This is a genomic window from Microbulbifer sp. SAOS-129_SWC (genome assembly GCF_039696035.1).
Lineage (GTDB): Bacteria > Pseudomonadota > Gammaproteobacteria > Pseudomonadales > Cellvibrionaceae > Microbulbifer.
The window spans coordinates 3,953,433-3,971,900 of sequence record NZ_CP155567.1; the positions used below are offsets into that span (position 1 = coordinate 3,953,433).

9 protein-coding genes are annotated in these 18,468 nt (G+C 60.7%); 2 read left to right on the forward strand and 7 right to left on the reverse strand.

Annotated features, from left to right (window positions below; all coding sequences use genetic code 11):
• Positions 1-64: 64 nt before the first annotated feature.
• Together ABDK11_RS16875 and glk are read right to left on the reverse strand one after the other, a co-directional pair.
• Positions 65-2,875, reverse strand: a complete 2,811-nt coding sequence (locus ABDK11_RS16875; RefSeq protein WP_346837690.1) for a TonB-dependent receptor — start codon at positions 2,873-2,875, stop codon at positions 65-67.
• 170 nt (positions 2,876-3,045) lie between these two features.
• The gene (gene glk / locus ABDK11_RS16880) at positions 3,046-4,011 is read right to left on the reverse strand and encodes a glucokinase (protein ID WP_346837691.1); all 966 of its coding nucleotides are present in this window, start codon (positions 4,009-4,011) and stop codon (positions 3,046-3,048) included.
• 488 nt (positions 4,012-4,499) lie between these two features.
• Here glk and ABDK11_RS16885 point away from each other — a divergent pair, with 488 nt between their 5' ends.
• Positions 4,500-5,660, forward strand: coding sequence for an AraC family transcriptional regulator (locus tag ABDK11_RS16885; protein WP_346837692.1), 1,161 nt, complete (start codon positions 4,500-4,502; stop codon positions 5,658-5,660).
• Positions 5,661-5,929: 269 nt separating this feature from the next.
• Here ABDK11_RS16885 and ABDK11_RS16890 read toward each other — a convergent pair whose 3' ends face one another.
• From ABDK11_RS16890 to ABDK11_RS16910, 5 genes are all read right to left on the reverse strand, one after another.
• Positions 5,930-8,497, reverse strand: a complete 2,568-nt coding sequence (locus ABDK11_RS16890; RefSeq protein WP_346837693.1) for a glycoside hydrolase family 3 N-terminal domain-containing protein — start codon at positions 8,495-8,497, stop codon at positions 5,930-5,932.
• Between the two features lie 630 nt (positions 8,498-9,127).
• A complete protein-coding gene (locus tag ABDK11_RS16895; RefSeq protein ID WP_346837694.1) occupies positions 9,128-10,621 on the reverse strand; it encodes a tryptophan halogenase family protein in 1,494 nt (497 codons plus the stop codon).
• 38 nt (positions 10,622-10,659) lie between these two features.
• Positions 10,660-11,670, reverse strand: coding sequence for a cupin-like domain-containing protein (locus ABDK11_RS16900; protein WP_346837695.1), 1,011 nt, complete (start codon positions 11,668-11,670; stop codon positions 10,660-10,662).
• Positions 11,667-13,223 (reverse strand): tryptophan halogenase family protein, encoded by a 1,557-nt coding sequence (locus ABDK11_RS16905; RefSeq protein WP_346837696.1) that lies wholly within the window; start codon positions 13,221-13,223, stop codon positions 11,667-11,669. The genes ABDK11_RS16900 and ABDK11_RS16905 overlap by 4 nt, the downstream gene beginning before the upstream one ends.
• A gap of 125 nt (positions 13,224-13,348) precedes the next feature.
• Complete coding sequence (locus ABDK11_RS16910; RefSeq protein WP_346837697.1) at positions 13,349-16,282, reverse strand: TonB-dependent receptor; 2,934 nt, start codon at positions 16,280-16,282, stop codon at positions 13,349-13,351.
• Positions 16,283-16,827: 545 nt separating this feature from the next.
• Here ABDK11_RS16910 and ABDK11_RS16915 point away from each other — a divergent pair.
• Positions 16,828-18,342, forward strand: a complete 1,515-nt coding sequence (locus ABDK11_RS16915; RefSeq protein ID WP_346837698.1) for an MFS transporter — start codon at positions 16,828-16,830, stop codon at positions 18,340-18,342.
• The last annotated feature ends 126 nt before the right edge of the window (positions 18,343-18,468 follow it).

Consider the following 18,468-nt stretch of genomic DNA (forward strand, 5'->3'; position numbering starts at 1 on the left):
AATAAAAAAGCCCTTGCAATACAGGATCGCAAGGGCTTTTAAGGCTAATGCCTGTCAGCGGGGATTACAGCTGGTAGCTGAAGCCCAGCAGATAGGTTTTGCCGTAGCTCTGGTAGTCGCGAACCTGCAGCGCGTTGTCACCACTCAGGGTAGTGAACGGCTCGTCGGTCAGGTTCTGCCCCTGCAGGAACACGGACAGGCCTTCCAGACCGCTGATGCCAGCGTCGCTGAAATCATAACCGATCTGCGCGTCGACCAGGGTCTCACCCAGTACGTCCACCTGCTGGCTGTCGAAGCCGATACCGTAGACCTCGCCCTTGAAGTCGGAGCGCTTGCGCATGCTGGTGCGGGCGGAGAAACCGTACTTCTCGAAGTAGAGGGTCATGGAATCGATATTCTCGGACAGACCCGGCAGCTGGTAATCGTTGCCGTTGATGTCCTGAATATCAGAGGTTACGCCGGTGTGGCTGGCCAGCAGACCGAAACCATCCAGGCTCTCGCTGAACATGTTGAACGGCAGGGTTGCGGAGATTTCGTAACCGGTCAGGGTACCGCCGCCACCGTTGGATTTTTCAGAGTGGGTCGCGGTGACATTTTCAGCGGTCACACCACTGGCCGGATCGGTAACGGTATTCAGCTGCTCTTCGTAGCTGTTGGAGAAGTTCCAGCTCTTCAGGTCTTTCCAGAACAGCGCCACGGAGAAGTAGCCTTCATCGCTGAAGTAGTTCTCGTAGGAGAGATCCACACCGACCGCTTCCTTCGGCTCCAGGTACGGGTTGCCGCCGCTGATCTTCCACACATTGCCGTTATCGTCCGGTGAACGGGGCGTGTATTCGACGCGCATGGAGGCATTCATTTCGTCCATACGCGCGCGGGAGATAGTCTTGGCCGCACCGAAGCGCAGAGTCTGCTGCTCGTCCAGCGCCAGCGCCAGGTTCAGGCTCGGCAACAGGTTGTTGTAGCTGTGGGTGATATCGGTGGGGATGGTCTCGACCAGCCCATCGGCATTGATATTACCCTTGTAGCCTTGGGAGCCCTGCTCGGTATGCACGTAGCGCAGGCCGGCATTACCGGTCAGCGGCAGGCCCGCCACTTCGGTTTCGAAATCGGCCTGGGCGAACGCCGCAGTCACCGTCTCATTCACCTTGTAAGACTTGGTCAGGTGGCTGATGTTGGTCAGGGATTCATCGGTCAGGTTGTAGTAACCATCTTTCAGCATGGCCGCGGAGTCATAGGCGATCATGTCACCCATGCCGATGAAGTCCAGGGACACGGTACCCAGGCGGTACTGTTCCGGCACGGTCAGCATGCCTTCCGAAGTGCCGTCGAAGTTGCTCAGGGTCATGAAGTAACCCTTGGACTTCTTGCTCTTCTGGCGATCGCGGTAGGACACGCCGTAGCTGATCTGGTTGACGAAACCGGCGTCGACCATCTGCTTGGCGGCGACCTTGAAGGAGTTCAGCTCGTCGTCGATTTCCGGCGCATTGAGGAAGCCGTCCTGCGCCGCATTTTCCCATTCGGTGCCGGTGATGCCGTACTTGTCGTTCAGTGCGGAGCTCCAGCCCCAGGTCAGCGGGCCGCCCATCTTGATCAGGTCGTAGTTGCCGTAGTCCAGCTGGTGGTCGAAGTGCGCACCGGTATTGCCGCCGTCGAAGGTGTAGGTCAGGTTGTCGGCAGCACCGTTGCTGTCGCCGCGGCCGGTACCGGAATAGCTCTCGAAGCTCCAGATATCACGCTGAACTGCGGAGTGGCTGGCGTCGAATTCCAGCTGCAGGTCGTCGCTGAAATCGTACTTGGTGTTGAAACCGAAAGACTGCAGCGTGGCGTCGCGGTTTTCCATATCGTTGCGCACAACGACGCGCTGGCCTTCAGTGGTGGCGCTGGTAATAAAGCCGCTGGCCGGATCAACGACGGCGGTGTCCGGGTTGATGGAGCCCTGGCCCCAGGCGAACGGAATCTCGATACCGCGCAGGATCTTCTGGTCGGAGAAGTCCACGTACAGGCTATCGAACGTCATGTGCAGCTTGTCGTTCGGCTTGGCTTCCACCACCAGCATGGCGCTGTCGCGGTCCAGCACGGAGGAGCGCACGAACGGCTTGGCACCGCCCAGGATGGAGTAGGTGTTGCCGTCATCGGCGGTGAACTCGGGGTAACCCCAGGAGTTCCAGCGCTGTTCCTGGTTCGGCGAGCTCATGGTGTTGTAGGCGAAGGCCACACCAATCTTGTCGTCGGCGAACTGGTCGATGTAGGAGATGGTGGCGCGGTGACCGGAGTCTTCGCCATCGGGATTCAGCTTGTCGAAGCCGGTCATCTCGTACTGGGTGTTGATCTTGATGGTGCGCTCGTGGCGATCCAGCGGCTTGACCGTCTGCATGTCGATCACACCGGCGATGCCCTCGGCACCGAGGCTGGCAGTCGGGGTCTTGTAAACGGTGACGCCGCTCATGATTTCAGACGGGTAGAGATCGAACTCCACACCGCGGTTGTCACCGATGGAGACCTGCTCGCGGCCATTGAAGGTGGTGGCGCTCTCGTTCTCACCGAAACCGCGGATGGTAACGCGGCTGGCGCGACCATCCAGGCGCTGGGACGCCAGGCCCGGCAGGCGGGAAATCGCCTCGGCGATGGAGGAATCCGGCAGTTTGCCGATATCTTCCGCGGAAATGGCCTCAACCACGGCCTTGGCATCGCGCTTGGTGTCGATGGAATCCATCACACTCTTGCGGAAACCGGTAACGGTCACTTCTTCGAGCGACTTGGAAGCAGCTTCATCGTCAGCCGCGAAAGCCGGCAGCGAAACGCTCGCAGTGGCAGCAATAGCGACAGACAGCAAGGTCGGGCGGAAACCCGCTTTGCCATATTTGGATAGACTCATCATCTTCTCCCTGGACTTATCGTTATGGTGAGACCCTGAATCCTAGGCCTGCCCGAAGTCCATCACATCCTCCCCCGAGGGGGGAGGAGGCGGGAGAATCCCTGGCGTCTCCGTCGGAGACACCATACAACACCGTAAACGCTTGATTTAATTCATGTTTTCACATTGCCTTAGCAATCCCCAAGATGCGCGGCAGCGCCGAGCAGCGCCTGGTAGCCCGCCTTGAGGGCGTAGAGGGGGACGGTCTCCATCCAGTTCTCCACCTTGCCCTTGGCCAGGAAGCGCTGCTCGAAGGCACTCTCGGGGAGCAGTTCGGCAATCCGCGGGAGTATACCACCACCGATGAAAACTCCGCCACGAGCACCGAGGTAGAGGGCGGTGTCGCCGGCGGCGCTGCCGAGGAAGTTGAGGAAATCGATTAAGGTCTCGCGGCACAGCGGGTCCGAGCCATCCAGACCGTGACGGCCCACATCCGGTGGCGTGTAGTCTTCGGCGGGGCGGCCGTGCAGCGCACAGACGGCGCGGTACAGGTTGACCAGGCCACTGCCGGACAGCACCCACTCGTTAAACACCGGGCAGCGCTCGCGCATCATGAACTGCAGCAGCTGCAGCTCGCGTTCGCTGCCAACCCCCAGGTTGGCGTGCCCGCCCTCACCGGCCATAACATGCCAGCGGCCGTTTTCCGCCGCCAGGCCGGCCACCCCCAGTCCGGTACCGGGACCGAGCACCGCCATGGCCGCACCCTCGACGCGCGGCACATCGCGCAGCACCGCGTAGTCGCCAACACTCAGCAGGGGCAGGGACTGAGCCAGCGCGGCAAAATCATTGATCAATTCCACCTGCTCGAACTGGAATTCCGCGCGCAGCGCCTCGGCACAGATACTCCAGCCGAGATTGGTCATATAGACGCGACCACCGGCCGCGGTCCTTTCAACCGGCCCGGCCGCGGCGATACAGGCGCGCCAGGGGGCCGGCTGGTCGAGGCCGTCCAGCCAGTGGTGCAGAGCGGCATCGAAGTCGGCAAATCGCTGGCAATCGACCACCTTCAGCGCTTCCAGCCTGTAGCCGTCGCCGGCGGGGCTGGCGATGGCAAAACGGGCGTTGGTACCGCCGATATCCGCTACGATGCTGGTCATTATTCTGCTTCCTTTTACTCGGTCCCCGTCAAACGGCGGTATAAGTTACGGCCTCGCTGGCAAAAATACCACCCTAAAATGTGACCGCTACCATTTGAATATTTACTCACTCCGGGCGCGGGGGGAGGACAGGCTGGCAATTGCCTGTTATCAGCGCGGCACTGCAAACTTGGCACACGGGCGGGGCGGGGGCAAAAAGAAAGCCGGCACGGGGCCGGCTCAAGCATATAGAAGAAGAATGATGAATGCAGAGAGCGGGAGTCACCTCTCGCCTATGGGCATCAACCACGACGCTATCATCGCCGCCGCCGCGGCCACTGTCGGCCCACTTTGGGCCCCGGGGAGAAACTGGGCGTTGCCACTTTGCCGGCACCACGGGGAAGTCCGGCGGGTCAGCGTGCGGGATAGGCTTGCCGCTGGTTATTCTCTATACTGAACGCCAACTAAAAAGTCCCACCAGACTGATAACAACACCGAATCAAGCGCTGATGAAAGCCTATATCTTCAATATTCCCGACGTGGTGCTGCTGATGACCACTGCGGAGTGCCTGCTGCTGTGCATCTTCCAGCTGGTGCTGCCGTTGCGCGAGCGCACCTATGGCCGGCTGCTGATGGCCTTCCTGGTCATCGTCGGTGTGGCCTCCGCCTGCACACTGATCCTGTGGAACGACCAGTTCGAGCTGCCTCACCTGCTCGACCAGGTATTACTGCCCTACTTCCTGTTCGCCAGCCTGATGCTCAAAGGGCCGGCCATCTACCTGTATGTCTCGGCACTGACCCAGCAGAACCTGCGCCTGCAGTGGCGCCACGCCCTGCATCTGCTGCCGGCGCTGGTGCTGGTGCTGTGTATTGCCATCTTCGACCTGAGCAGTGACAACCTGCGTCACATCGCCATCGCCGGCCAGGGCTTCTCACCGAAGATCGTCGACCTGATCTGGGATATTTCCACCCTGATACCGCTGCTTTACGCCGCGGCGGCCGCGCTGCTGGCACGCCGCTATAGCGGCGAACTCAAAGACGAGTACTCCCACTTTTCCACCACCGAGCTCAACTGGCTGCACAACCTGACTCTCGGGGTACTGCTAAGCTGGGGCTGGACCATGCTGGTACACGTGGTGGCCAAGTTCTCCTCCGGCGAGACCGCCGACTACCTGGGCATCGCCGACAACTACATCACCTTTATCCTGATCAACGCGTTTTTCGCCTACTCGCTCACCTATGCGCACCAGCTGCTGGTCACCAAGCCCGAGCGCAATCGCGAAATGGCGGAAGACGAGCCATCCGAGAGCGCAATCGACCGGGTGCGCAAAGCGATGGAAACAGAGAAGGCCTATCTCAAGAAAAACCTGAACCTGGAACAGTTTTCTGCGCGCGTGGAGCTGCCGGCAAAAGAAGTCTCTGCAGTGATCAACAAGCACTTCGGCACCAACTTCTTCGAGTTCGTCAACTCTTACCGCGTCGAGGAGGCGAAGACACTGCTGGCGGATCCGCACAACGCGGAGATGACCATTCTGGATATCCTGCTGCAGTCCGGCTTTAACAGTAAATCCGCGTTCCACCGCTTCTTCAGCCGCCTGGTGGGCATGTCGCCGACCGAATACCGTAAACAATCCCAGCAGGGTGGCAGCCCCACGGCCCCGGCCCACTGACAAACGCCAATAAAAAAGCGGCCACTACCCGCGACCAACAGTGGCAGCGAGCCACTTCCGATCGCGACCAGCGGCCGCTCCTGCAATATTGCGGCCCCGGTTACCGGGACCGCAACGCTCTCACTAAATCTCGAAACCGCACCGCGAATGCCCGCGAGCCGATATATTCACAATACCGCGGGAGACCCCGTCATTCTCCCATCCGAGGGTACTTGCCCGCGGACGCCGCAACCGGATAACGGTTGCGGCAATCTTGATGGCCGTTCCGCTCAACCGCACTTGATATCCGCGTCGACATCACTGGCCACGCGGATGCTGTTGACGGACACATCCATGGCGCCTTCCGTCACCATATAAAACGGCGACAGCACCATATTCAACTGCGCGCCCTTGTCCGCCAGACACTGCAGCGACACAGACACGCTGCGCCACTCGCCCGGCTTGGTGCTGCGCAACAGATCGGTGATCGGTTGCTCGGCCAGGCAGTCGATACCGCAGGACATACCCACGCGCACATCGCTGCTCGGCGCGCTGTTTACTTTGACATCAAAGACCAGAGCGCCGTCGGATTTCAGGTAGCTGCTCAGGTCGGTGCGCTGACTGGAGAAGAGACCGACACTGGCCGCTCCCTGCCCGCTCCACTGTAGGCGGCGACTGTCCTCCTGCATATTGCGACCCACGGCCTGCACGCGGATACCGGCCATTTCCGTCACACTGCTGGTTATTGCGCGACGATGGTTGGCGGTGTCCACCACTTCCAGATTCCAGGGATCCAGCGCACGACCGGCAAACACCTGTAGCTCGCTGTCGGCACTCGGAGCCTGCAGGCCGCTGTCTTCCGGCAGTGCCGCGGCCACATCGGTATCGCTGTAGCTGAGACCGAAATCGTAGGCATACTGGGCGTGATAGTCGGCCGGGTCGGCGGCCTTGCGGGCAATATTGCGCGGCGTTGGTACCGCCGAATCCGGCCAGGTAAAGGGCAGTTTGCCGGTAAAGTCGTAGTGCACCTCACCATCGGCTTTGCGGAACAGCACATCGGCAACGCCCTCGCCCTCGGTGCCGGGCTGCCAGATCACGACAAAGGCATCCGACGCATTGATCTCCGGATTTACCCACAGCGGGCGGCCGGTGATAAACAGGGATACCACCGGAATACCCTCACCGCGCAGTTTTTTCAGCAGCGCGAGGTCGCTGTCGCCACGGTAATCCAGGTTGGCAATATCGCCCTGCGCTTCCGCATAGGGGTTCTCACCAAATACGACGATGGCGACATCCGGCTTATCGGTATAGCTGCCATCCTCGCTCAAATCGGCATGACCGCCCGCCTGCTTGACCGCCGCGGCGATACCGCCATAGATCGAGGTGGCACCGGGGAAATCGCTGTTCTGGTTGCCGGTACCCTGCCAGGTGATGGTCCAGCCACCGGCCTGCTTGCCGATATTGTCGGCGCCGTCACCAGCCACCAATACCTTGGAGCTCGCATTGAGTGGCAACAGGGCATTATGGTTTTTCAGCAGTACCAGTGACTCGCGCACTGCGCGACGAGCAATGGCACGGTGCTGTGGCGAACCGATTACATCGGCCTGGCCAACCAGCGGACGGGTGGAAGGCGCACCCTTGTCAAACAGGCCGGCGCGCATCTTGACCCGCAGGATGCGACGCACCGCGTCGTCCAGACGTTCCTGCGGGATAGTGCCGTCCTTGGCCTGGGCAAGGGTGTTTGCGTAAAGCTGTTTCCAGCCGGGTTCCGCCGCCATAAACATGTCGAGCCCCGCATTGATTGCGGCGGGACAGCTCACCGCACTGCAGCCATCGACAAAAGCGTGGCCATTCCAGTCACCGACGACAAAGCCGTCAAAGCCCATGCGGCCTTTCAGCACATCGGTCAACAGGTATTTGTTGCCGTGCATCTTGTGGCCCTGCCAGCTGCTGAACGAGGCCATGACGGTCTGCACGCCGGCTTCAATCGCGGAGAAATAGCCCGGCGCATGGATTTTCAGCAGCGTCTTCTCGCTGATCTGCGCATCGCCGCGATCAACGCCATCGCGTGTGCCGCCGTCGGCGATAAAGTGCTTGGCGGTGGCGATGACGTGGCCACCATCGAGGAAGTCGTCGCTCTGCGCCGCCCCCTGCAGACCGGTAACCATGCGGCCGCCGTAGCTCTGCACCACGGCCGGGTCCTCGGAAAAGGATTCATAGGTACGACCCCAGCGGTCGTCCTGTGCGACTGCCAACGTCGGAGCGAAACTCCAGTCAATACCGGTCGCGGTAACTTCTTCGGCAGTGGCGGTGGCGATTTTCTGCATCAGGTCGGGATCGCGGGTGGCGCCCAGGGCGATATTTTGCGGAAACAGGGTCGCACCAATCACATTGTTATGACCGTGCACCGCATCCGTGCCCCAGATCACCGGAATACCCACGCCACCGTCGCTGGTGTCGGTGGAAGCGCGGTAAAACGCATCGGCCAGCGCTACCCAGTCACTGATCGATGCGTGCTTGTCATTGTTGGGGAAGGCACCACCGCCGTTCAGCACTGAACCCACATGATACTTGTGCACATCCTGCGGCGTGGCCTGCTTGATCTCGACCTGTATCAGCTGACCGACTTTTTCCTCCAGGGTCATGCGTTTGAGCAGAGCATCGATGCGGGCCTCGAGGACCGGATCTTTGGCGACCTTGCTGGTCAGTTGCGGCCAGTCAGCCCGAACCTGCACGCTGTCGGAGCTCGGCGTGCCTGCCTGCGTGCTCCCCCCAGTCTTCGACTCACCACAGCCGACGAGGCCACCACCCGCTATCAGGCCGGAGATCGCCCCCAGCAAAATTCGCTTCTTTATCACCGCAGGACTCCTGTTATTTTTGTATCTCGTAATCGCCCGGAACGCGCGGCTCCCGGCATTGTTCCGGATTGTTTATACGCACTGCCCCACAGCGGGTCGTCCCACTTTGAATCTTGCGGCCAAAATGGTGCGGACCACCTTGCCAGCTTCATCAAAACCCAAAATGGGACGGGGTATAACCCGGGGAGGGCCGGCCAACCGGCCTGTCACGAGGAATGATGCCGCAGATGGAGCCACGACGGAGGTAACAACACTTTCCGGTTGCGCTCGGCGGTTCTGGGGGGACGGTGGACGAAGGTGAGACAGCCCGTGAAGCCGGCGGACAATACCCGAATCCGCGAATTGTTTCGCTCTTCGGCGACCAACGTCCGGGGCAGGCACAGCTGCGCAGGGGTTCGCCCGAGTGACCTCCGCCAACCAAAGAGCGCGCTGCAGTTACACCGAGCCGGTGCGGAACTTCCCAGTGCAGAAATTGGCAGCAGTCGGAACGACCGCCTGCCTCAAGCGCCGTTCCTCCGTCGCCACTGGCCATCGGCGCGACCGTCGCAAAGCGTATCTAAGCGGGCATTTTTTCTACCCAGCCCGGTACTGCTTCGTGGCAACGCTCTCCCCGGCCAGCCCTCGCTCCACTTACCCTGCCCGGCGTAACTTCCCGGACAAAAGTTTATCCAGATATTCGTTGTGCTCTTTCAGGCCGGCGAGGTTTTTATCAACATTGCCCTTGATCTGCGCCAGAAATTCCGCGAGCTCACTCTCGGGCATGGTATCGACCAGCGGGTGGTAGCGCTCCGGCATCAGCCCCTGACCGAGCATGACCTGCTGCCAGGAGTCCACGAACAGCTCAGCTCCCTCCCGGAACACGTGGCCGGTCTCGCGGAAGATGTCGATCTTGTTGGCCAGGCTGTCGGGAATGTCCATCTGCCGACAGTATCGCCAGAACTCCGTATCCTGGCGCTCGGTGACCTTGTAGTGAAGGATGATGAAGTCGCGGATACGCTCCACGTCGAAATCTGACTGGCGGTTGAATTCATCCACTTCCGCCTGACGGATTTCCGCCTGCGGGAAGAAGCGCAGGAAGCGCACAATATTCTGCTGGATCAGGTGGATACTGGTGGACTCGAGTGGCTCCAGAAAGCCGCTGGACAACCCTACGGCCAGGCAGTTTTTATTCCACTGTTTGCGCCTGCGCCCGGTCTGGAATTTGATGACCCGCGGATCGGTCAGCGGCTTGCCGTCGATATTGTCCAGTAGCTGCTCACGCGCCGACTCATCGGATTGATAGTTACCGGCATAGACGAGGCCATTGCCCACCCGGTGGCGCAGCGGGATGCGCCACTGCCAGGCGCTCTCGCGGGCGATGGAGCGGGTAAAGGGAACCGGCGGTGCCACCGCTTCGGTCTGCACGGCCACCGCGGTGTCGCACGGCAGCCAGTGTGACCAGGACTCGAACCCCGTGTGCAGGGCCTTTTCAATCAACAGGGCGCGCATCCCGGTACAGTCGATAAAGAAATCGCCGTCCAGTTCACGCCCCGAATCCAGCTTGAGGGCACGGATATATCCGTTGTCGGGCCGCAGCAGTACCTGGTCGATCTTGCCCTCCACGCGCTTGACCCCATTGCCTTCGCTGAACTCGCGCAGGTAGGCCGCGTAGAGGCTGGCATCAAAGTGGAAGGCGTAGTTGAGGCCGTTATTCGGCAGGTGGGAAAACCGGTGTGCCTCCGCCGCGCGGCGCTCCAGGCAATATTCGCCAAAATCCCCGGCCAACCCCAGTTGCCGGCCGCGCATCCAGAAGTGCTGGAAACCGCAGGCCCAGCAATCCTGGCCGGTGACACCGAACCCGTGCAGGTAGTCTTTGCCGCGGTCGCGCCAGTTTTCAAAACGGATACCCAGTTTGTAGGTGCCCTGGGTCGCCGCAAGAAACTCTGCCTCATCAATGCCCAGCAGGCGGTGGAAAAACACCAGCGTGGGGATAGTGGCTTCGCCCACACCGACGGTACCGATCGCCTCGGACTCCACCAGGGTGATGTCCAGTTTGCCGCCCATCAATTTCGACAGGGCGGCGGCCGTCATCCATCCGGCGGTACCGCCGCCGGCAATTACAATTTTCTTGATGGCTTGACTCATTATTACCTCGCCTTGTTATTGGCTCGCCTTTTCTCGACTCAAGGCATCCGCTGCAGTCTGTCGATCAGCTGTTTCCGCAATCCCTCAACCGTTTCGCGGTCGAGTTCTCCCAACACCCCGCGCCTGGCTTCGGGGATATGCGCGGCCGAATCTGTGCGGTTTACCACGAAGTGCTCAAATAAATGGCCCCACGCCTGGCGCTGCGCCTGCGGCAGTCCGCCAATCGTAACCAGGGCGTGCATCAGCGCATCGAATGGCAGTCCCGCCCAGGCGGGCGTCGCGCGCCACCAGTAGTTCACCAGTACGTTCAAGTCGTCGAGCCCCTCCACCTGGTGCCACCACATACTGGGCAGATAGAGCAGGTCCCCCGGCTCCATCGCGGCCACCTGCGCCGCATCCAGGGCCGCGCGGTATCGCGGAAAGCGCTCAAAATCCGGCGCGTAGAAATCCACCATACTGATCGCCTGCCCTGCCGGGGTAAAGTCCAGCGGACCCGGGTAGAGGTTAGCCACCTGATCCGGCGGAAATATCGTGAAGCGGCGGCGCCCCGCCACCACACCGGCCAGGTTGTCCGGCAGGTCAAAATGCGCGGCAATGCGCGTGCGGTTGCCAAACCACAGGGACACCAGTGGTTCGCAGTCGGGCAGGTCGAGATCATTTTGCGCGCGCAGGCCCGGCAGATGGTGATCGACCGGTGTCGAGCCCACATAACAGCAGTCATCGCCGTAGGCACCGCTCTCGAGCTGTCGCAGCGTCGGTAGCAGCTGACCGGTGGCGCGCTCGAAGTTGAAACCGTCCAACTTGTCGTTGTAAAAAATTCGCCCACCAGTTTCCGCGCCCGCGCGGAACAACACCAACGGCCTCTCCTGGTCAAAAGGCGTCAGGTAATCGGCCAGCTGTCCCGCACGGGCCGCCTTTACCATGGGCCAGTGTGCCAGTGTGCCCTTCATCAGCAGGGGCGTCGTACGACCGGCGACAATCGCCGCTACCTCCTCTGGGGAAACATCCTCTCTCGTCTCAACTGCGGGAATAAACTCGGGATATTTCATTCGACGTGCACCCTCGGATGGGCGCCGTTGATCAACTGTTCAATCAGCTCACGGTTACCCGGCAGTCCATTGCGGAAGCTGGCCACTTGCCGCTGCACTTCGGCGAGCTTTGCGCGCGCCAGCTCGAGGTTGTCGTCCGCACGCGGCGCGCGGACGAAATCGCACGGATATCCCATCCCATGCAGCACATAGCGATAGCTTGCAGGAGGAAACAGGGGCTGCGCTAGCGGAAAGTCCTGACGTGCCGGTGCACGGTGCCGCCACAGGGCCAGGTTTTCACGCAGGGATTCGGGCCAGGTCTGCGGTTCCCGGTGGGCGCGCCAGTATTCGGAGTCCGAACGCGTTGACACGGCATAGTGGAGCTTCAGGAACTCGATGATTTGGTCCCAATGCGCCAGCATCTGGCGATTAAAGCGCTTGGCCGCGATCCCCATCTGATCGAACTGCGCCGGCAGGAAGTCGCGTATCAGTCCGGCGGACTGTTCGATCAGCGCCAGTGCCGAAGCCTCCAGTGGCTCGATAAATCCGGCAGCCATTCCCACGGCAACGCAGTTGCGCTGCCAGAATACCGAGCGATGGCCCGGTGCGAAACGCAGTTGGCGGACGGACAGTTCCGCCGCATTGGCAATCGCCGCTTCCCGCGCGAGAAAATCGCGGAAATGCGCTTCTGCGGTCTCGTCGTCGGTAAAGTCACTGGCATAGACGTAGCCCATACCACGGCGTGTGGGCAGGCCGATGTCCCAAACCCAACCGTTGGCTAATCCGGTCGAGCGGGTGACCGAGGCGATGGGTGCCGCGGCGGACTCGTGTGGCACCTGCACCGCCAGCGCTCGATCATTGAACAGCTCCGAAGCCTTGCTCACCCAGGGAATGCCAAGATGGTCGCCAATTATCAGCGCGGAATTGCCAGAGCAATCCACGAACAAATCGGCGGCCAGGCGCTGCCCTTCGCGCGTGTGCAGTGCCGCGACCGAACCGTCCGCGGCGCCCTCCACCTGTTCGACCTCGGCCGACAGGTGCTGCACGCCCAATTGCGAGACGCAATGGTCGCGCAGGCAGCGGCCGAACTTGCCGGCATCGAAGTGATAGCCGTAGTTGAGCACTCCGGCATACTCGGGGGTGGCGAGCTGCTTGGGGGCCATGCCCGCATCGCAGATAGCCGCCTGCGGCGTCACCGCATGGGCGTAGTCGTCAGTTCCCGGCTGTCGCGCCAGGTCCAGCTCGAAGTAGCCATGCGGCAGTGAAAAGGGATGGTAGTAGCGATCGTGCGCACTCTCGGTGTGCCACGACGTAAACAGGGAACCCTGTTTGAAGGAGGCGTCGCACTCGGCAAACAGGCGCCGCTCGGGAAGGCCGATGCGCCGCAGGGTCTCGCGCATGGATGGCCAGGTACCCTCGCCGACCCCGATCGTGGGGACGTTGGGCGATTCAACCACTGCAATATCACAGTGACCGCCGCGATTGCGGCCGTGTTCCGCCGCCAACAAGGCAGCCGTCAACCAGCCGGCAGCGCCACCGCCCAACACCAGAATGGATAATGGTGCCTGTTGCATTGCAGAGCCTTTACCACATCAGAAAAGCTTAAAACTACATTAACGTAAACCTTCACGCCAATGTAAATGCGCCATCAGGGGGCGGCCAACCGCCCCCTGATGGCGAAACCTCATCGGCCGATGCCTCAGAAGTTGTAACGCACGCCGAGGTTGTAACGCGCCCCGGTTTGAATGGCGCCAATCATCATATGCTTATCACGACCATACAAACGCTGGGTCTCGTTGGTGAGGTTGATGCCTTCGATGAATACGGTCAGGTCTTCCCGAATGTCGTAGCTGGCATTCGCGTCCCACTGCCCGTAGGCCTCGGTGTACACAGGGTTGCGCTCCCCGTTACCGTCAAACGTATTGGTCAGGAAGTCATCACGCCAGTTGTAGGCGATACGTGCCTGGATGCCGTCCTTGTCATAGAAACCGATGACGTTGAAAGAGTCACTCAAGCCCAGCAGTGCAAACTGGTTCTCACAGCCATCACACTTGTTAGTGTTGAAGTTGTCGTAAGAAATATCGCCATTGACCGTGGTCAGGTTGACAATGCTGCCGAAGCCGGAGTCGCCGAACATATGCTGCACGGCCACTTCAAAGCCATCGATCGTGGCACTTTTGGCGTTAACCGGGGCGATCACAGTAAATTCCGCCGCCGCATCTCCTTCCGCCGCAGAACCCACCACCGGTGCACCGTACAGGGATTCCATGTAGGCGCGTACCTGGGCCGGATCATCAGTACCCAGATCGGCAACCGCCTGTTCATAGCGCGGCCCCTGCGCCGGGTGCGCCAGATTGAAAGTGGTCTCCGTGAAAGAGCTCTGGCCGATGAAGTTCTTCACATCCTTGCGGTAGTAACCGGCGGATACGTAGCTGCTATCGCCGTAATACCACTCCGCAGATAGGTCGAAGTTGGTGGACTCAAAAGGATCCAGATCCGGGTTGCCGCGCGAGGCGGTGCCGCCGTTGAAGCGCAGCAGCGGGTTGATAGTCTGACCACCCTGGATATCGGCGTAGCCCGGACGCGTGATGGTCTTGCTGACGGAGGCGCGAGCAATGACGTCGTCTCTCAGCGAGATATCGAAGTCGATGTTCGGCAGCCAGTTGCTGTAGCCACCTTCCTGCTGGCTGAAGCCCAGGCCACTGGTCTGCGCCACGAACTCATTGTCGGCAGCCCAAACGATCGAGTCGTAGACCGGCACTTTCGCCTTGGCATCCACCTTGGTGTCCTCGAAGCGCAGCCCCATTGAGAGATGCATCGGCATCGCAGCTTCGTCCCAGGCCAGGTTGACCTGCGCGTAAGCGGCCTGCTGCGTCTCCACTGCGGTGCGGTCGGTGGTGAAGTCGTCGCTGGCACACAGCACGGTGCCACAGGGGCTAATGGTCTCGCCGTTGGCCGCAGCGATGGCCGAGATCGCATTGATCATGCCCTGGAAGTCCGCCGCGTAATAGTACGGGGTCATATTGGGGCTGTCGGCACTACTGAACTGATCCAGCGCGTCGGCCATGCTCTTCTGTACGAAGATATCATCCGGGTAATCCGCCGGTGAACCGTAACCACCCCAGGTATCGCGCTGGGCATTGGCGAAAGCGGAACGGTTGGTCGATTCCAGGTAGGACACACCGAAGTCGATACTCTTGACCGCGTTGTTGTCGAGCTTGAAGGTACCGTCGAACTTCGCCTGCTCGATGTCGTGCTTCATGTAGCTGTTGCGGAAGCTGCTGCCAGAAGTCAGCATTTGCGCAGGATCGAAGCCCTGGCCGTCGATGTACTGGAAGCTGGTGGTGGGCAGGTCGCCGCTGTAGTCCACTGTGGTGGCGGCGCGGTTGAACTGGACACCAGCGATACTGTTGTTGGTGCCGCGACCGTCCTTCGCGCCATTCTCCGCCGTGGAGTTGTGGTAGTCAAAGGCCAGGCTCAGGTGATCGGTCGGATCCCAGGCCAGGTTCAGGCCTACGGAATTGTTATCGTTGACCGTGCCCCACTCACCGGCATTGAAGGTCACGTCGGAACCTGTGCCATCGGTGTAGACGATCGGTGCGACCACGCTGCCATTGCCGGAACCCTTGGTGAAGGAACCGGACACGGGTACGCCGTTGAACCAGGCACCCATGGCATTGTACTGCTGCTCCACATCCTGCTCGGCGTAGGTGTAATCCAGGGTCGCCTCGAAGTCGTCACGCGGGGCCCACTGCATAGTCAGCTGGGCGTTGGTACGCTTGCGTTGCAGCTCGCCGAAGGCATAGCCGACACCACGCGGTACGGAATAAACGTCACCTTCCTGCGGCGCATTTTCAAAGTTGGGGTTGTCCGGCGCAATGGAGCCCCAGTCACCCTGACCACCGGGGATGGTGTACCAGCCGGAAGGTGTTTCCGACTTGGCGTAGCCGCTGTCGCGCTCGGAGTAAGAGCCGGTCAGCGCGATACCGATGGTATCGTCGGCAAACTTGGTGCTGAAGATGCCCGACAGCTCCGGGGTGAAGTCATTACCCTGTTTGTTGGAGGTATCGTGGGTGGTCTTGGCACTGAGATTCAGCACCATATCGTCCTGCTCCAGCGGACGGGCTGTACGAATATTGATCACAGAGCCGATGCCGCCAGTTGCCAGAGAGGCCTTGCCGGTCTTGTAGACTTCCACCGCGCTGACACTCTCGGCGGCCAGGTTGGCAAAATCGAAAGAACGAGACGCCGAAGCACCAGTCGCCTCAATATTGGCGGCCGGCATCACCCGGCCGTTCAGGGTAACTACGTTGTAGTCGGGGCCGAAGCCGCGCACGGTCACTCGACTGCCCTCGCCATTCTGGCGGTCGATCGAGACACCGGTGACACGCTGCAGGGATTCCGCCAGGTTGGTATCCGGCATCTTGCCGATATCCTCAGAGGAAATGGCATCCACCACCCCCTGAGAATCGCGCTTGACGTCCATCGACTTGGTAAGACTGCCGCGAATACCCACAACAGTCACTTCTTCCAGCCCGCTGCCGCTTTGGCTCTGCGCCATGGCGGTACCGGTCAGCGCGCAGGCAATCGCCGCCGCTATGGATTTTTTCCTAAATCCAGCTTGATTACTCATGGAGCTCTCTCTCCCATCGTCACGTCGTTATTCTTTATTTACGCCAGATGACTACTACCCAATGGGGTCGAGTAGGATAGCGCTATCTGGCGCCAGCCTATACTCCGATGCGCGACTCATCAGTGTCGTCCCAGTTTCGTTGAGGGGTGAAAAATGACCTATCCCACCTTTTCCCAGCCAAAGCGGGAAAGGAAAAAATTCTTATAAATCAACAAGGTGCGCATTATCGCACAAAAAGCGTGCAGGCCCCAGCACCCGCCGCCCCGACACCGTGCGGCGGCATCAGATGCCAAAGGCACAAGCTGCCAATCAGAGACCTGCCGGGTGGGCCCCACCCCCGCGACGCCTGCCCAGTTACCGCACCCCGAGAGGCGGCCGGAAAAAGCAACCGCCTGCGGAGGGATGATTGCTTTCATTCCGCAGACAACGCACCCTACTGGTAACCGGGACGGCAACCACGCAGGCATCTGCGACCATCGCCTCCAAGCCGCGACCGGGCGGTACAAAGTTCTCGCGCACAACATCGAACAACAAGAACAATGACAATGCAAAAACCCCAGCTGAGCTTCTGGCAGATCTGGAATATGTGCTTCGGCTTTATCGGTATCCAGTTCGGCTTCGCCCTGCAGAACGCCAACGTGAGCCGTATCTTCCAGAGCCTCGGCGCCTCGATTGAAGATATTCCGATTCTCTGGGTTGCGGCGCCAATCACCGGACTGCTGATCCAGCCGGTGATCGGCTATCTCAGCGACCGCACCTGGACCCGCTTCGGCCGCCGCCGCCCCTACTTGCTTGCCGGTGCCGTGGCCGCGAGCCTGGCCCTGTTCGCCATGCCCAACGCCTCCAGCCTGTGGGTTGCCGCGGGCCTGCTGTGGATTCTGGATGCCTCCCTCAATGTCATGCTCGGGCCGGCCATCGCCCTGCTCGGGGATATGCAGCCGGACCGGCAACGCTCCACCGGCTTCCTGATGCAGGGGTTCTTTATCGGGGTCAGCGCAGTGGTGGCCTCGGCGCTCCCCTGGATGCTGCACAACTGGCTGGCCGTCGGCGACAGCGGCGCCGCCGGCATAGCGCCGTCGGTGACCTATGCGTTCTATGTCGGAGGCCTGATCATGCTGGCCAGCGTGATCTGGACAGCCCTGCGCACGCGAGAGTTCAATCCGCAGCAGCTGGCCGAACTCGCTTCTGGCGACAACGCCGTGTCGCTCCCTGACTCCGAAGCCCGGCCACCCGGCTCCAGCAGTTTCGCCAGCGGCGGGCTGCTACTGGCGGGCGCTGTCGGAGCGCTGCTGGTGGAGCTGCTCGGTGCCGAGCGCCAGCTGCATATCCTCTGCGCGGGTGCCGCGCTGTTCGGCGCCCTGCAGCTGGGCGCGCGCTGGATGCACCATCGCGGTGCAACCTCGAATGCTGCCTACCAGTTCACCCGCGACCTGATGCAGATGCCGACCACGATGCGCCAGCTGGCGGTAGTGCAATTCTTCACCTGGTTCGCGCTCTTTTGCATGTGGATCTACGGTACACCGGCGGTGGCAAGCTATCACTTCGGCGCCCTCGCCGCCGACAGCGCTGCCTATAACCGCGGCGCGGACTGGGTCGGGGTACTGTTTTCGGCCTACAATGGCTTCGCCGCGCTGGCCGCCGTCGCCATTCCGCTGCTGGTGCGTGTGAGCAATCGCAAGATCTGCCACTGCATCAACTTATGCCTGGGCGCCACCGCCCTGATGTCGTTTTACTGGATTCACGATCCCACCCTGCTATTGCTGCCGATGGTCGCCATGGGCTTTGCCTGGGCCTCGATCCTGTCAATGCCCTACGCCATCCTTGCCGGCTCCCTGCCGGCGCACAAAATGGGTGTCTACGCCGGCATCTTCAATTTCTTTATCGTGATTCCACAGATCCTCGCCTCCAGCACACTGGCGCTGGTGATTCACCACTTTTTTGCCGACCAGACGATCTATGCCATGGTGCTCGCCGGCGTGCTGATGCTGGGAGCGGCAATCGCGACACTGTTCGTGCAAGACCAGCCTGCAGAAGTTTCCGTACCGCTCGCCACCGGCTGACGATCGCTCCTGTTCGTTCCTGACAATCCGCAGTCAGTCCTGTCATTTGCAGATTTTTGTTCAATTTGACCTGAAAACGTTTTCAGTGAATGGAAAACGTTTTCAGGCCTTTCAGGCCCGCCTTTC

Bases quoted from the DNA above. Each gene is read 5' to 3' on its own strand.
- ABDK11_RS16875 (WP_346837690.1), bottom strand. From the start codon at position 2,875: ATGAGTCTATCCAAATATGGCAAAGCGGGTTTCCGCCCGACCTTGCTG.
- glk (WP_346837691.1), bottom strand. From the start codon at position 4,011: ATGACCAGCATCGTAGCGGATATCGGCGGTACCAACGCCCGTTTTGCC.
- ABDK11_RS16885 (WP_346837692.1), top strand. From the start codon at position 4,500: ATGAAAGCCTATATCTTCAATATTCCCGACGTGGTGCTGCTGATGACC.
- ABDK11_RS16895 (WP_346837694.1), bottom strand. From the start codon at position 10,621: ATGAGTCAAGCCATCAAGAAAATTGTAATTGCCGGCGGCGGTACCGCC.
- ABDK11_RS16900 (WP_346837695.1), bottom strand. From the start codon at position 11,670: ATGAAATATCCCGAGTTTATTCCCGCAGTTGAGACGAGAGAGGATGTT.
- ABDK11_RS16905 (WP_346837696.1), bottom strand. From the start codon at position 13,223: ATGCAACAGGCACCATTATCCATTCTGGTGTTGGGCGGTGGCGCTGCC.
- ABDK11_RS16910 (WP_346837697.1), bottom strand. From the start codon at position 16,282: ATGAGTAATCAAGCTGGATTTAGGAAAAAATCCATAGCGGCGGCGATT.
- ABDK11_RS16915 (WP_346837698.1), top strand. From the start codon at position 16,828: ATGCAAAAACCCCAGCTGAGCTTCTGGCAGATCTGGAATATGTGCTTC.